The organism is Maricaulis sp. (assembly GCF_034670125.1).
In the GTDB taxonomy this organism is placed as follows: domain Bacteria; phylum Pseudomonadota; class Alphaproteobacteria; order Caulobacterales; family Maricaulaceae; genus Maricaulis.
On record NZ_JAXMOC010000008.1, the window covers coordinates 55,851 to 69,882 of the forward strand.

Below are 14,032 nucleotides of genomic sequence, written 5' to 3' on the forward strand. Positions count from 1 at the left end.
CAATTAGCATCCCGGTCCGATAAAGCAAATATGAGTGATGTCACGATGGCGAAACTAAGGTCGATTGGTGTCTTCTGCGGGTCACGGATGGGTGAACGCGAATCCTATGCCGCTGCGGCGGCCGAGGTCGGGCGGGCCATTGCGCAATCGGGATGCCGCCTCGTCTATGGCGGCGGCGATGTCGGACTGATGGGGATCGCCGCGTCGACGGCGGCCGCCGGCGGCGGCACGGTCCATGGCATCATTCCCGGCTTCCTGATCGCCCGTGAGGGCCATCTCGACGGCGTCGAGATCAAGATTGTCGAGACGATGAGCGAGCGAAAGAGCCTGCTCATCGCCGAGAGTGACGCCTACATCATCCTGCCGGGCGGCACCGGGACCCTGGAGGAAGTCTTCGACGTCATCTCGCGCCAGCAATTGGGCCTGCAGGACAAGCCGATCGTCTTCCTCAACACCGACGGCTTCTGGGCCCCGTTCATCGACCTCATTGCCCACACCGTTCGCGAGGGTTTCACACCGCAATCGCTGGCTGACCATGTCGACCTGATTGATCACGCAGACGAGGCAATCGCCCGCATCATCGCCCAGCTGGATGACCAGAAGGCGGCCGGAGCCGGTTCGGCGGACTGATCAGTCCGCCGACGCGTTCGGGTCAAAGACGTCCTCGATGGCCAGATCGAAGGCGCCGGCGAGGGCAAAGGCAAGCGTCAGGGACGGGTCGTGCTTGCCGGTCTCCACCGCATTGATGGCCTGCCGTGACACACCGACCCGTTCGCCCAGCTCGGCCTGGCTCCAGCGCCGCTCGGCGCGCAGGACACGGAGACGGTTCCTCACCGGTACACCACATATTTCTGGAAGCAGCCGACCACACCCCACAACCCGATCAGGAGCGGGAAAATCCAGATCGAGGGGATGGGCGGCAGGTTCAAAGCCCCCTCGAGGAAGCCATAGGCAAAGGTTCCAAAACCGGTCAGCAGCGCCGAAATGATCATCGCCTCGGCCAGGATGCGCTGCTTGAACTCATCCAGTGAGCGATAGAAGACCATGACCGCCCACAGGGCGAACAGGCCCGGGATCACCGGCAGCAGGGCGACGACGCCGCGAACCAGTGGGCCGGTCTCATTGGCTCCGAGCCAGGAGACCGAGCCGATCAGGACCAGCATGTAGGCCAGCATCGAGCCGCCGAAGCGGATCATGTAGAGACGGGCGTTCTTCGCCATGATCAATCCTCCCCATCCGGGCGCGCAATGACCGCGCCCAAGGCCGTCCGGAACACGGCCGGTTGGTCCAGCATGATGAAATGGCGTGAGCCTTCAATCCGCTGCAATTCAACCGCCGCCAGACCGGCATACTGGTTGGCATAAACAGATTCGAGCTGATCCGCGCTCACCGGCGCCCCCTCGCTCCAGGCGTACATGACCGTCACCGGTACCGACACTTGCGGCAGGACCGAGCTGAAGTCCGCCCCCATCACCTCACCCATCGCCTGGCTGACGACGGCCTGATCGGCCAGTTCCATCCATGCCATGACCCGGGCCTGTCCGTCCGCTGTGATCGACTGGACCGGGAGGCCCTGCCGCGACATGGCCAGGAATTGCTCACGCGGTGCTGCCGCCATCTGCGCCGAGACGCCCGCCGCATAGGCCGCCGCCTGCGCTTCGGTGATTGCCGGATTGAACAGGCGGGCAAAAAAGGGCGCACTGTCGACCACGACAACCGCGCTGACTTGATCCGGTGCATCAGCGGCCAGCTGTAGCGCAATCTGCGCGCCCATGGAGTGACCGACCAGCACGGCGTCCTCGATGTTCTCTGCGGCGATCCAGGCCGCCAGATCGGCCACCGCACTGCCGACCACACCGCGCTCGCCGCGCTCGAGCGCCGACACACCGCCAAACCCGGCCAGGGTCACGACATGGGCGTCGACGCTGTCGCCCAGCGCAGCAACGGTTTCGGCCCAAACCTCACCCGGCGTCGCCAGACCCGGGACCAGGATGACATCCCGACCGGCCGGAGAACCAAACCGCTCAATCTGTACCGATCCGGCCATGAACGGGTCCGGTCCCTGCCCGTCGGCCTGCCCGGCGGTTGCACCGACCACAATCGCGACCGCAATGGCAATCCATCCGCCGATACTCATCTTCCCGCTACCATAAGGTTTCATCGTATGCTCCATCAGCTCTACATGACTTAGTGTCATGCATACCTGACACTCAGGAGCGCATCTGTCAAGACAACCTGACAAAAAGGACTGCAAACATGTCATTATGTCAAGGTAAGGGCGCTCGGCGCGACCCTGCCTGGGGTGTCATCCCTGATGAACGCCCCGCGAAGGCGGGGCGAAAGTCAGGGACCTATATGTGTTCGAATAGTTAGGTCCCCGCCTTGCGTCCGGCCTGCGCCGGACATTCAGCGGGGATGACAAGACGCGTGAAAGCGCTGACCGAGCCGGATGGGCTAGGCCGCCTCACCCGCCAGACGCTTGAGCACCTTGTCTCGACCGATCAGCGGAAGCAGGACCGCCATCTCGGGACCACGGGCCTCACCGGTCAGCATCAGGCGCAGCGGCATGAAGAGCTGCTTGCCCTTGCGGCCGGTTGCCTCCTTGAGCGCATTGGTCCAGGCCGACCAGCTGGCACCATCCAGCTCACCGGCCGGCAGGTGCTGCGCGGCAGCTTCGGCATAATCCGCCTCTTCGATCACCGGCGTCACCGGACCATCAATCAGCACGGCCCAGGCCTTGGCGTCGGCCAGGGTTTCAAGGTTCGGACGTACCGCCTCCCAGACGGCCTCGCCCTTGTCGGCCCCCAGCGCTGCCAGCTTCGGCTGGGCCACGGCATAGGGCATGGCGTGCAGGAGCTTGGCGTTCACGCGCTTCAATTCTTCATCGTCAAAACGGGCCGGCGAGCGGGACAACTTGCCCAGGTCAAAGCCTTCCAGAATGCCCTCGACATCAGCGAAGGCCTCGACCGGATCCGACGTGCCGATGCGGGCCAGCAGCGACATGATCGCCATCGGCTCAAGCCCTTCAACATCGCGCAGATCGGCAATCCCGAGCGAGCCGGTCCGCTTGGACAGCTTGCCGCCATCAGCGCCGACCAGCAGGGCCTGGTGACCGAACATGGGCGCCTTGCCGCCGAGCGCCTCGAAAATCTCGATCTGGGCGCCGGAATTGGTGGTGTGATCCTCACCGCGGATGATGTGGGTGATCTCCGACTCGATGTCATCCAGCACGCTGGGCAGCGTGTAGAGGAAGGAGCCGTCCTCGCGGATCAGGATAGGGTCGGACAGCGACGACGTCTCGATCGAGACAGGGCCACGCACCATGTCGTCCCACTGGACCGGATTGCCGGACAGCTTGAAACGCCAATGCGGCTTGCGGCCCTCGGCCTCGAAGGCGGCCTTTTCAGCATCGCTCAGGTCCAGGGCGGCGCGGTCATAGACCGGCGGCCGGCCATTGGCCATTTGCAGGCGACGCTTGCGGTCGAGATCCTCACCGGTCTCATAGCAGGGATAGAGCAGGCCCTTGGCCTTCAGCGCCTCGGCGGCGGCCTCATAGCGGTCGAACCGGTCCGACTGCTTGAAGGTCTCGTCCCAGGAAATGCCCAACCAGGTCAGGTCGGCGCGGATACCGTCCTCGAAAGCCTGGGTCGAGCGCTCGACATCGGTATCGTCAATGCGCAGCACAAACGTCCCGCCCGCCTTGCGCGCGAACAGATAGTTGAAGATCGCGGTGCGGACATTGCCGACATGAAGCTTGCCGGTCGGGCTGGGCGCAAAACGGACTTTGGTCATCGACGTGGAGCCTCACTGAGATAGAGGCGCAGGGCTTAGCGCTGTCAGGGCATCGGGGCAAGCGGGGGGTGCGGATGGGGGCAACAGTCAGGAACGGTCACGTTCAGTCGAGGCCACGCGCCGTGATGGCGCCCGCCATCGGGTCGTCGACGCGACCTGGACGTCCTGCGAGGCGCCAATAGGTCCAGCCGGCGGCAGCACCGACGGCGCCGAAAAACATATAGACCCAGATCGGCAAGCCGACGGGCTGCACATCGAGTTCAGGATCGCTGATCGACAGAACGAGATCCGCCAATTGCAGCAGAAGCACCGCCAGGATCAGCCCGAGCACAACCTCACACAAGGGTCGGGGCCAGCGCGTGGCACGCAGGATGCTGACAGCTGCCCAGACGGGCAAGGCGGTCATAGCCGCAGTGCCAAGACCGGCGGGCACGCTCCACAGCGGCGACATGATGACCATCTGCCATTCGGCCGGAAAGCTCGGATCAAAGGAGGCCTGGATTGCGGCAAACACACTGCCACCGCCAATCACAACCAGACCGACCAGATAGCAGGTCAGTAGCCACGCGCCGATAGCCCGCCAAGGTTTTTGCCCCACAACTTCCCTGATATTGCTCAGCATTCAACAAAGCCGCTTCCCGATTGATGGCCAGCCCAGGCAAAACGCTTCAGGTGGCAGAATCAAGGCCGCACCGACAGCCACCAATACACCCCACCGCCAACCAGTCCGGTCGCTGCGAAGAAGGCTGTCATCGGCACGCCTTCCAGGCCGTAGGAAAGCGGCATGCCGAAGATCTGGATGGCGGCGGCGCCGGTCAGGGCGCCCATCAGCAGGTGAACGGGCAGGCCGTACCAGCCGCGCCAGCGCCGGACCCAGGTCAGGATCACGGTCGGGAGGGCGGTCAGGACGGCGATATAGCCGCCGATGAACAGGCTGCCCGGGATCAGGGCCTGAAGGAATTCGGCCTCGGCCTCGACGCCGCCCTCCGCCTCGATAACGGCCAGCAAGGCAAAGCCGATGACGACCGTCAGGCCGGACGCGACAGCGGCAGCCAGCCAGGCCAGGATATTGCGCATCGAGCCAGAAAAGCTCAGCGGCGGGCGTGTCGGTGTGGTCATGATGATCCCCTTTCCCGTCTCACTCTTATCAATCAAAGACATGATCCTGAACGATTTTCTGCGGCAATGGGTCATGCGGTTGCGGGCGCCCGGCTATCTGCCAATAGACCCAGCCGCTGATCGCGCCGGCAAGGGCGAAGCCTGCCACGGTCAGCCAGCCGCTCCAGCGGCCATCCCTGGCTATCGCTATCCCGCTTATCCCCACAATCAACGCGGCACCGAGACCGGCGCCACCGATCATGTCGGCAAGGGGACGGGGCCAGCGGATGGCGCGGATCACACTGGTCAGGATCAACGCGGGTATGGCTGTGAAGAAGGCCACGACAAAGCCGACGAGAAAGCCCAAGAACGGCGCGATCAGTATCGCGCTCAATCCGGCCGCCAGCGCGTTTTCGACGACAATACCCTGGTACAGGCCAAACTCGAGCGAAACTGCCGCGCCCGCCACATAACAGGCAACCAACCAGGCCCCGATTGCCTGCAAGGGGTCCGCACCAAACGCTGTCTTCCAGATCGCCGTCATGCCTGTGCCCGCCCGTGCTCAATCTCGTCATCGCCTCGGCAAGGACCGGGTCTCCCGGCGGCCAGCCAGTAGGCCAGACCGCCAACGCCGCCGCTGAAGGCCGCGAACAATGTCATTGCGATGCCGCGCGGACCGTCCAGAACCGGCCAGCCGAACAGCTGGGCCAGTACCGCCCCCATCAAGGCTGCTGTGAGAAAGTCCGACCCGCCGCGGTGCCAGTGTGCGGCGCGTTCGGCGAGAACAAGGAGCGGCATGGGAATGGCGGTCAGGAAGGCCACCAACGCGGCATAGGCCAAGGCCCCCGGCAGAGCGCCCGCCAGAACGGCGAGAAAGCCCAGAGGTTCACTCTGCCCGCCGGCGAGATCCGCGACACCGATTGCCCAGTACCCCGTCAGGGCCGTGGCCGCGCATCCGGTGAGCCAGGCCACCACCGGGCTGCACGCGCGGGGACGCGTCACCGGCCCCGTCATGACATTGAAGACACCCGCGTCTCGCGTGTCGCGGCCCGACAAGCGGTCAAGTGCACCATCCCGCCGCGCCATTCGATCCGCGTTACGGGCCAACGTTCGCGGGAGCCTGTCATATGCCTTCATGTCCACCTCCATTCGTTCATTTCTGTTGTGACAGAAATAACTGGTTTGACGAATGTGACGGGGTGACGCAGGCCGGCTCGGCAGGCGTTGTCAAAACCAACAACCTACAAACCTTGTCATCCCTGATGGACGCCCGGCGAAGGCCGGGCGCAAGTCAGGGACCTAACTGATGGCAGACACATAGATCCCCGCCCTGCGTCCCGCCTTCGCGGGACATCCGGCGGGGATGACAAGCAAACCCGGGCGACTGGGGCGCCCCTAGTTCCGGAACCGGTTGGTGATCGGATACCGCCGGTCACGGCCGAAATTCTTGGGGCCGATCTTGACGCCGGGCGGGGCCTGGCGGCGTTTGTATTCGGCGCGGTAGAGCAGGTTCTCGATGCGTTTGACCTCGGCCTCGTCATGACCGTCGGCGACCAGCTCACGGACCGAGCGCTCTTCCTCGATCAGGCCGTAGAGGATGGCGTCGAGCACGTCATAGGGCGGCAGGCTGTCCTCATCCTTCTGGTCCTCGGCCAGTTCGGCCGAGGGCGGCTTGGTGATGATGCGTTCGGGGATGACCTGGCCGACCGGGCCGAGGCCGACCTGATGATTGGCCGAATTGCGCCACCAGGCGAGTTCGAAGACTTCCGTCTTGTAGATGTCTTTCAGGGCGTTATAGCCGCCATTCATATCGCCATAGAGGGTGGCATAGCCGACCGCCATCTCCGACTTGTTGCCGGTCGACAGCACCATCGGGCCAAACTTGTTGGACAGCGCCATCAAGACCACGCCGCGAGCACGGGACTGGAGATTTTCCTCGGTCGTGTCGGGCTGAGTGCCCCTGAATGGCGACGACAGGATGGCATTGAAGGAAGCAATGGTCGGCTCGACATCGATGATGTCATAGCGGATGCCCAGCGCCTCGGCGCAGGCCTTGGCGTCCTCGAAACTTTCCTGGCTGGTGTATTTCGACGGCATCATCACCGCCCAGACCTTGTCGGCGCCCAGCGCGTCGACCGCGATGGCGGCCGAGATCGCACTGTCGATCCCGCCGGACATGCCCAGCACCACACCGGGAAAGCCGTTCTTGCCGATATAATCGCCCAGCGCGCGGGTCATCGCCTTCCAGTCGGCTTCCAGACCGGACTTGACCGAAACAACCTGCCCGCCAGCGCCGAACCAGCCCTTGTCGGTGCGCACCCATTCCACGGCATCAATGGCTTCCTCGAACGCCGGCAGCCGCTGGACCTCGCGGCCCTCGCTGTCTCGCGAGAAGGAGGCCCCGTCAAAGACAAGCTCGTCTTGGCCACCGACCTGATTGACAAAGATGATCGCCTTGGGCGCCGCCCAGCTGTCGAACCAGCGGGCAAAGGCCTGCTTGCGTTCACGCTCGATCGTCCGCCGCCAGGGCGAGCCATTGAGCGTGATGATCATCTCGGCGCCCTTCTCGATCAACGCCTTGGGCACCGTACCGAGCCACAGGTCCTCACAGATCGGCAGGCCGAGCTTGATGCCGCGCCATTTGACGATGTCCGGCAAAGGCCCTGGCTGGAACACGCGCTTTTCGTCGAACACGGCATAATTGGGCAGTTCGTGCTTGAAACGCAGGGCGACCAGCTGGCCCTCGTCGAGCAGGGCGACAGCGTTGTACAGCGACTTGTTCTGTCGCCAGGGCAGGCCGATCAGGATCGCCGGGCCATCACGGGTAATGGCCGCCAGCGTATCAAGCGCCGATCGGCAGGCCTCGACCGCGGACGGTTTGAGCACCAGATCCTCGGGCGGATAGCCCAGCAGGAACATTTCCGGATAGACGACTATGTCACCGCCGCGCGTCTTCGCTTCGGCGTGGGCGGCACGGGCCTTGGCCAGATTGCCGGCCACATCCCCGACAACCGGGTTGAGCTGGGCGGTGACGAGAATGATGCGATCTGTCATGGCCGCGATTTAGACCGCGCCGCAAGTCCCTGCAAGAGGGTCAGGAGCCGTAGGTCCGGGCGCCATCGATCGCGCGCGCTGCGTCCAGGGCCCGAAGACCGGCAATTCCCGGTACCGCCACCGGCCCGCCATCGAGGACTGCCGCGATGAAGGCCGAGACATTGGCGCCGAGGGAATCCTTGGCGACAGGGTCGTCGGCGAAATCCGGATTGAGATTGTAGGGCGTCGAATTCTCGAAGGTCTTGGCGACGAAATCGATGTCCAGCACACCGGTCTCATACTCCACGCGCATCTTGCGATCGCGCTCGTGATGGATCCGGCTGGCGATCAACTCTGCCTCGCAACCATTGTCGAAGACCAGGCTTGCCCTGGCGACATCGGGATGCCCATAGCGGCCCTTGTCGACCTCGCCGGAGACACGCTTCACGGCGCTGCCCGACAGCGCGATCACAAGATCCAGGTCATGGATCATCAGATCCAGCGTCACCGAGACGTCGAGACAGCGATCCGACGGCGGCCCCATGCGGCTGGCGGTGATCTTGCGGGGTGTGGCATCCACCGCGAACAAGCCCATCGCGTTGAACACGAAGCGCTCCTGATGGCCGACCTGGAGCACACAACCATGCTTGGAGGCCAGGGCAATCAATTCACGCGCCTCTTCAACCGATGCCGCGATCGGCTTTTCCACGAGCACATGCTTGCCCAGCGCCAGCGCCGTGGCGGCCGCTTCAAAATGATGGACAGCGGGACTGGCGACGGTGATCGCATCGACGCCGCACAGAAGCTCGGCGAAATTGTCATACGCCCTGACGCCATGCCTGTCGGCCAGCGCCCGGGCACGGTCCAGATCCGGTTCATATATCCCGACCAGCTCGACGCGGTCGTTCGCGGCGTATTTCGACGCATGAAAGCCGCCAAACACGCCGGCCCCGACAACGCCGGTCCGCAAGATGCGAGAATTGGATGTCATGAACAAAACCTCGATTGATGCCGCCGTGAATAGCGCTGCGGCTGGCACGATCAAGCACCCCATGCATCACCACTTGTTTCCGGCGATTGCAAGGCAGGCGCGACAACACGGCCCCGCCAGGCAAAGGCAGGGCCGGTTTTCTCCCTTGCACGACCTTGGTCCGGACGTAGGATGCGGGCCAACCGAGGGGGACGGCGTGACCGAGAACGGGGTGAAAGAGAACGGCGACCACGATCCGGTGCGCAGCGGTCACGAAACACCACTGGATTCAATGACCGTCGCCATTTTCGATGTCGACGCGCGCATCTTCCGCACCATGCTGGACAGCTTCATCAGACCGGCGCGGGTCGCAACGGCCGCGATCGGGCGTGACTATGCGCGTTATCTGTCTCCGATCCGCGTGTTCATCGCCCTGTTCTCTTTCCAGTTCGTCGTCGCCGCCCTGTTCGGAACGCCGGTCACCGCGACCCTCGACACCATGACGACCGACCTGCCGCCGGACGACATGCAAGCCTGGCTGGCGACCGCCCGCCGCAGCTTTGATGAGCCGCTGACCAGCCGCCAGGTCAATGATGCGCTGGTCGCGACCCAGTCCATCGCGCTATGGCCGATCACGGTGCTATCATCCCTGCCCTATCTGCTGGCGCTCAAGCTTTATCGGCCGTCGACACCGATCTGGGGCCATCTACAGATCTACCTCGTGGCGACCAATGCCAGCTTCATGCTGATGATCGCGCTGATCCCGTTGCAAACACTGGGAGGCGAAGGGACTGTCGTCGGCATAACCATCGCGCTGATTTCGTTCTTTGTCATTTGCGGTATCCTGCTCGCATATTTTTACGGTCGCTCGGTTACCGCGCTGATCCTGCGCCTTCTCGGCCTCCTGGCCTTGCTACCGGTCACCATGATCATCACGATTGCCTGTACCTTCCTGACGATCGACTGGGTGCTGGCAAATGAGTTCGGGCTGGACTTCATGACGTTGCTCGCGCCAGACGACTACGCAAACAGAGACTCATAAAAACCGAAACGGGAGTTGGTTGATGAAATCGCGTGAAATCCATTTGAACGCCTATCTGAAGGGCGCACCGGATCCGAAGTACTATGACGTCGTGGAAACGGACGTTCCCGCGCCCGGCGACGGGGAAGTCCTGGTCCGCAATCTCTACATCTCGGTTGACCCCTATATGCGCGGACGCATGAGCGGCATCCACACCTATATCGCGCCCTTTGCACTCGGGCAGGTAATGGATGGCGGCGCGATTGGTGAAGTCATCGAGAGCAATTTCGACGGGTTGAAACCGGGCGACCATGTCAGCTCGATGCATGGCTGGCGTGAAGCCTATACGGCGCCCGGCGCCGGTCTGACCAAGGTCGACACTTCGATCCTGCCGCCGCAGGCCTTCCTCGGCATTGCCGGCATGCCCGGCCTGACCGCCTATGTCGGCATCAAGCGCATGATCGACCTGCAGCCCGGTGAAACCCTGTGGATGTCCGGCGGTGCCGGCGCGGTCGGCACATCCGGCATCCAGTTTGCCAAGGCGATGGGCGCCACCGTGATCGCCACGGCCGGCGGTCCGGAAAAATGTGCCTTCGTCAAATCACTCGGTGCCGACCATGTGGTCGACTACAAGGCCACCGACGACCTGACGGCGGCCATCGCCGAAGTCGCGCCCAAGGGCGTCGACGGGTATTTCGAGAATGTCGGCGGCACCCATTTCACCGCGGCCCTGAATTCGCTCCGTTCGAAAGGCCGGATGGCCGCCTGCGGCATGATCCAGCGCTATAATGATACCAGCGCCGCAACCCTGCCGGACAATCTCACCCAGATCATCGGCAAGTCGCTGACCATCCGCGGCTTCATTGTTTCCGACCATGCCGACATGTTCACGGACTTTGTGTCCGACCTCGGCAACTGGATGGCGGCCGGCAAGATCAAGCCCGCCGAAACGGTGATGGACGGCATAGAGAACGCGCCCGCCGCCTTCTCGGGCCTGTTCACGGGCCAGAACACCGGCAAAATGCTGGTCCGGATCTGATGACGGACGGGGCCCGGAAGGAAAAGGTCGGCGAGACCCGCGTCCTCGAGGACGTGCTCGACGAGGTGCTGAGCTTCAACTATCGAAGCCTGCGAACCTTGCGGGACATCTTTCTGCGCCCCGCCACCGTCGCCCGCGCCTTTCTGGATGGCGACCGGGCGCGCTACACACCCACCATGCGGGTCTGGTTCGGCGTCCTGACCTGGATGTTCCTCCTGTCGATGGTCTGGGGCGGTTGGGGCGAGGTCATCTGGCGGATTTCAGGCGATGGCGCGGCCTTCGGCGACGCACTGCGCGAAGGTCGCCGGGACATCGAGGCCGTCCGCGCCGCCATCTCGACCATGGCCGCCCTGCTCTATGTGCCGATCGAAGCCTTGTTGTTCCTGCCGGGCGTCATCGCGCTGAGATCCATGCGCAAGGGCGTGAACTTCCTGCACGCCACCCAATGCTACTTCATACCGGTGACGGCGGGGGCGGTGACCAGCACACTTGTCCTGGTCGCCTCCAGCGTCTGGCCCGACATCCTCAAATGGGCCTTCCTGATCAACATCGTCATATTCATGGCGATTGCCGGACAGGTTATCCGGGTCGGATTCTCATCAGGTATCCTGGGCATGCTCGGCAAGACGGTGCTGCTGACCCTGGTGGTAACCGCGTTATCGGTGCTGGCGCGAATGTTGACCCTGCTGATCAGCATTTTCTGGGCCTTGACCCAGGTGCCTCCGGTCGGCTGAACGCCTCGACTCGCCCCCGCGACCGGCCCGGGCACAAAGCGCCATCCAGTCGCTCACCAGGACATGGTCCGGATCAGCGTCGGGTCAGTCGTCCGAGCGTCCAGCCGGCTGCAATCGCCGCTGCGAGCGGGGCGAGCGTCGCCCCCGCACCTGCGAATGACGCAAGCAGATAGACGGCCAAACCTGCTGCAAGTGCGAACGGGAGCATGCGAATCGGGCGATTCGCCGTTGGTGCGTTATGATGCGGTTCACCCTGATACATGCCATTCAATGTACGCAAATCAGGGGCCGAACTGTGAAAAACCGTGTTTTGCCGGGGAAATTGCAGCGATTTGGCTCGGATTCGCCTGTTGCAGCTTGCAATCGTGGTCAGTTCTCGGCCTTGTTGGACCGTCAACGAACACGCGACTACCGGACGGATACGATGACCGTACTTGCCGGACCGCGAACAACTGGGGGGAACCCTATGAACAAGTCTGATCTTGCCAAAGCCGTCGCCGAAAAAACCGGCCTGTCCCGTGCACAAGCGGGCGAAGCTGTTGATTCCGCCATCGAAGCCATCGTCGGCTCGGTGAAGGGCAATGACAGTGTCCAGATCGCTGGCTTCGGCACCTTCTACGCCAAGCACCGTGAAGCCCGCGAAGTGCGCAATCCGCGCACCGGCGAAACGATGATGTCCAAGGCGCGCACCCAGGCGGCTTTCCGCCCGGCTGCTGCCCTGAAAGACATCTGATCCAGCCTTTCAGGTACCGATCAAGTGAAACGCCGCCCGGAGAGATCCGGGCGGCGTTTTTCTTTGGGGTTTCTTCCCCACATCGTGGGGAAGTGGGCCGATGCACAGCATCGGGTCGATGGGGCGGCGCGCAGCGCCAAACTGTTTTCGGCCGGCTCCAAGCAATCCGCCGCTGACGCGGCGGCTCCTCCCCCGGTTTGCGGGTGCCCTCGCCATTGGCATGGGGAGGAAAGGCGCGCCCCTACGCCGCGTTGGCGGCCGAGTTGTTGTTGCGAACGCGCTTGAGGCTCTCGGCGATGCGGAAGGCCATGTCGAGCGCCTGGTCGGCATTCAGGCGCGGATCGCAATGCGTGTGATAGCGCGCGGCCAAGTCCGCCTCGGTGACGGTCTTGGCCCCCCCGACGCACTCGGTCACGTCGCGGCCGGTCATCTCGAAATGCACACCGCCCGGATAGGCGCCCTCAGCGTAGAGCACATCCATGAAGCCCTCGAGCTCCAACAGGATCCGGTCGAAATCGCGGGTCTTGTAGCCATTGCTGGTCTTGTGCGTGTTGCCATGCATCGGGTCGGATGACCAGACAACCTTGCGACCGGCCTTGGTCACGGCGGCGGCCAGCTTGGGCAGGTTCTTGACCACATTGTCGGCACCCATGCGCACGATCAGGACGAGACGGCCGGCCTCATTGTCCGGATTGAGCGCGTCGATCAGCGGCAGGAGTTCATCCGGCTGCATGGTGGGGCCGCATTTGACCCCGACCGGGTTGGCGATGCCACGGGCATATTCCACATGGGCGCCGTCGAGCTGCCGGGTCCGCTCACCGGTCCAGATCATGTGGGCCGAAGTCGCATACCATTGCCCGGTATTCGGATCGCGCCGGGTCAGGGCTTCCTCGAAGGGCAGATGCAGGGCTTCGTGGCTGGTAAAGAAGTCGACAGCCTCGAGCGACGGCGCGCTGTCACGACCGATGCCGCAGGCCTTCATGAAGGCCAGGGCCTCGGAGATACGTGCCGCAGTCTCGGCATAGCGTTCCGCTGCCGGGCTGTCGCTGACGAAGTCCTGGGTCCACTGGTGGACATTGTGCAGGTCGGCGTAACCGCCGGACGCAAAGGCCCGCAGCAGGTTGAGCGTCGATGCGGATTGGTCATAGGCGCGGATCAGGCGCTGCGGATCCGGTTCGCGCGCTTCCGGTGTGAATTCGGGACCATTGACGCTGTCACCGCGATAGCTCGGCAGCGACACGCCATCGATCGTCTCCATGTCGGCCGAGCGCGGTTTGGCGAACTGCCCCGCAATCCGGCCGACCTTCACGATCGGCTTGGAGGCAGCGAAGGTCATCACCACAGCCATCTGCAGCAGAACCCGGAACGTGTCGCGCACGCCTTCTGTCGAGAACTCCTTGAAGCTCTCGGCGCAGTCTCCCCCTTGCAACAGGAAAGCCTTGCCCGCCGAGACATCGGCCAGCTGGCGTCGCAGACGCCGCGCCTCGCCGGCAAAGACGAGGGCCGGACGGGCCGAAAGCTCGGCGATCGCGGCGTCCAGCTTGGCGGCGTCCTTGTAATTCGGCATCTGGCTGACGGGTTTTGTCCGCCAGGATTGGGGAGACCAGGTCAT

Annotated in this window: 16 protein-coding genes; 5 read left to right on the forward strand and 11 right to left on the reverse strand. The window is 63.6% G+C overall.

The features are described from left to right. The first annotated feature begins 45 nt into the window (after positions 1 to 45). The gene (locus tag VOI18_RS13170; RefSeq protein ID WP_323762877.1) at positions 46 to 630 is read left to right on the forward strand and encodes a TIGR00730 family Rossman fold protein; all 585 of its coding nucleotides are present in this window, start codon (positions 46 to 48) and stop codon (positions 628 to 630) included. On the opposite strand, the gene VOI18_RS13175 is transcribed toward VOI18_RS13170, so the two are convergent. The 10 genes from VOI18_RS13175 to VOI18_RS13220 all read right to left on the reverse strand — a co-directional run bounded on the left by VOI18_RS13175 (position 631) and on the right by VOI18_RS13220 (position 8,914). Continuing rightward, entirely contained in the window at positions 631 to 834 is a 204-nt protein-coding gene (locus VOI18_RS13175; RefSeq protein ID WP_323762878.1) for a helix-turn-helix transcriptional regulator, read from the reverse strand. Then, on the reverse strand, positions 831 to 1,220 hold the full coding sequence (locus VOI18_RS13180) for a hypothetical protein (RefSeq protein ID WP_323762879.1): 390 nt from the start codon (positions 1,218 to 1,220) through the stop codon (positions 831 to 833). Before VOI18_RS13180 ends, VOI18_RS13175 begins: the two co-directional genes overlap by 4 nt. A 2-nt stretch (positions 1,221 to 1,222) precedes the next feature. Further along, positions 1,223 to 2,161, reverse strand: coding sequence for an alpha/beta hydrolase (locus VOI18_RS13185; RefSeq protein ID WP_323762880.1), 939 nt, complete (start codon positions 2,159 to 2,161; stop codon positions 1,223 to 1,225). A 293-nt stretch (positions 2,162 to 2,454) separates the two neighbouring features. After that, on the reverse strand, positions 2,455 to 3,792 hold the full coding sequence (gltX, locus tag VOI18_RS13190; protein WP_323762881.1) for a glutamate--tRNA ligase: 1,338 nt from the start codon (positions 3,790 to 3,792) through the stop codon (positions 2,455 to 2,457). 103 nt (positions 3,793 to 3,895) lie between these two features. Next, positions 3,896 to 4,414 carry a hypothetical protein gene (locus VOI18_RS13195; RefSeq protein ID WP_323762882.1) on the reverse strand — a complete coding sequence of 173 codons (519 nt, stop codon included), beginning with the start codon at positions 4,412 to 4,414 and terminating at the stop codon, positions 3,896 to 3,898. A 59-nt stretch (positions 4,415 to 4,473) separates the two neighbouring features. After that, positions 4,474 to 4,911: a hypothetical protein gene (locus tag VOI18_RS13200; protein ID WP_323762883.1), complete on the reverse strand. Its 438-nt coding sequence runs from the start codon at positions 4,909 to 4,911 to the stop codon at positions 4,474 to 4,476. Between the two features lie 28 nt (positions 4,912 to 4,939). Further along, complete coding sequence (locus VOI18_RS13205; RefSeq protein WP_323762884.1) at positions 4,940 to 5,434, reverse strand: hypothetical protein; 495 nt, start codon at positions 5,432 to 5,434, stop codon at positions 4,940 to 4,942. Continuing rightward, positions 5,431 to 5,892 (reverse strand): hypothetical protein, encoded by a 462-nt coding sequence (locus VOI18_RS13210; RefSeq protein ID WP_323762885.1) that lies wholly within the window; start codon positions 5,890 to 5,892, stop codon positions 5,431 to 5,433. Before VOI18_RS13210 ends, VOI18_RS13205 begins: the two co-directional genes overlap by 4 nt. Before the next feature lie 393 nt (positions 5,893 to 6,285). Next, a complete protein-coding gene (locus VOI18_RS13215) occupies positions 6,286 to 7,944 on the reverse strand; it encodes an NAD+ synthase (protein ID WP_323762886.1) in 1,659 nt (552 codons plus the stop codon). 40 nt (positions 7,945 to 7,984) lie between these two features. Then, positions 7,985 to 8,914, reverse strand: a complete 930-nt coding sequence (locus tag VOI18_RS13220; protein WP_323762887.1) for a Gfo/Idh/MocA family oxidoreductase — start codon at positions 8,912 to 8,914, stop codon at positions 7,985 to 7,987. Between the two features lie 196 nt (positions 8,915 to 9,110). Here VOI18_RS13220 and VOI18_RS13225 point away from each other — a divergent pair, with 196 nt between their 5' ends. From VOI18_RS13225 to VOI18_RS13240, 4 genes are all read left to right on the forward strand, one after another. Then, positions 9,111 to 9,935 carry a DUF3667 domain-containing protein gene (locus VOI18_RS13225; RefSeq protein WP_323762888.1) on the forward strand — a complete coding sequence of 275 codons (825 nt, stop codon included), beginning with the start codon at positions 9,111 to 9,113 and terminating at the stop codon, positions 9,933 to 9,935. A gap of 22 nt (positions 9,936 to 9,957) precedes the next feature. Next, positions 9,958 to 10,953 carry an NADP-dependent oxidoreductase gene (locus VOI18_RS13230; protein WP_323762889.1) on the forward strand — a complete coding sequence of 332 codons (996 nt, stop codon included), beginning with the start codon at positions 9,958 to 9,960 and terminating at the stop codon, positions 10,951 to 10,953. Then, positions 10,953 to 11,687, forward strand: a complete 735-nt coding sequence (locus VOI18_RS13235) for a DUF3667 domain-containing protein (protein ID WP_323762890.1) — start codon at positions 10,953 to 10,955, stop codon at positions 11,685 to 11,687. Before VOI18_RS13230 ends, VOI18_RS13235 begins: the two co-directional genes overlap by 1 nt. A gap of 466 nt (positions 11,688 to 12,153) precedes the next feature. After that, complete coding sequence (locus VOI18_RS13240) at positions 12,154 to 12,420, forward strand: HU family DNA-binding protein (protein ID WP_011642915.1); 267 nt, start codon at positions 12,154 to 12,156, stop codon at positions 12,418 to 12,420. 241 nt (positions 12,421 to 12,661) lie between these two features. On the opposite strand, the gene VOI18_RS13245 is transcribed toward VOI18_RS13240, so the two are convergent. Continuing rightward, on the reverse strand, positions 12,662 to 14,032 hold the full coding sequence (locus VOI18_RS13245; RefSeq protein WP_323762891.1) for a class II 3-deoxy-7-phosphoheptulonate synthase: 1,371 nt from the start codon (positions 14,030 to 14,032) through the stop codon (positions 12,662 to 12,664).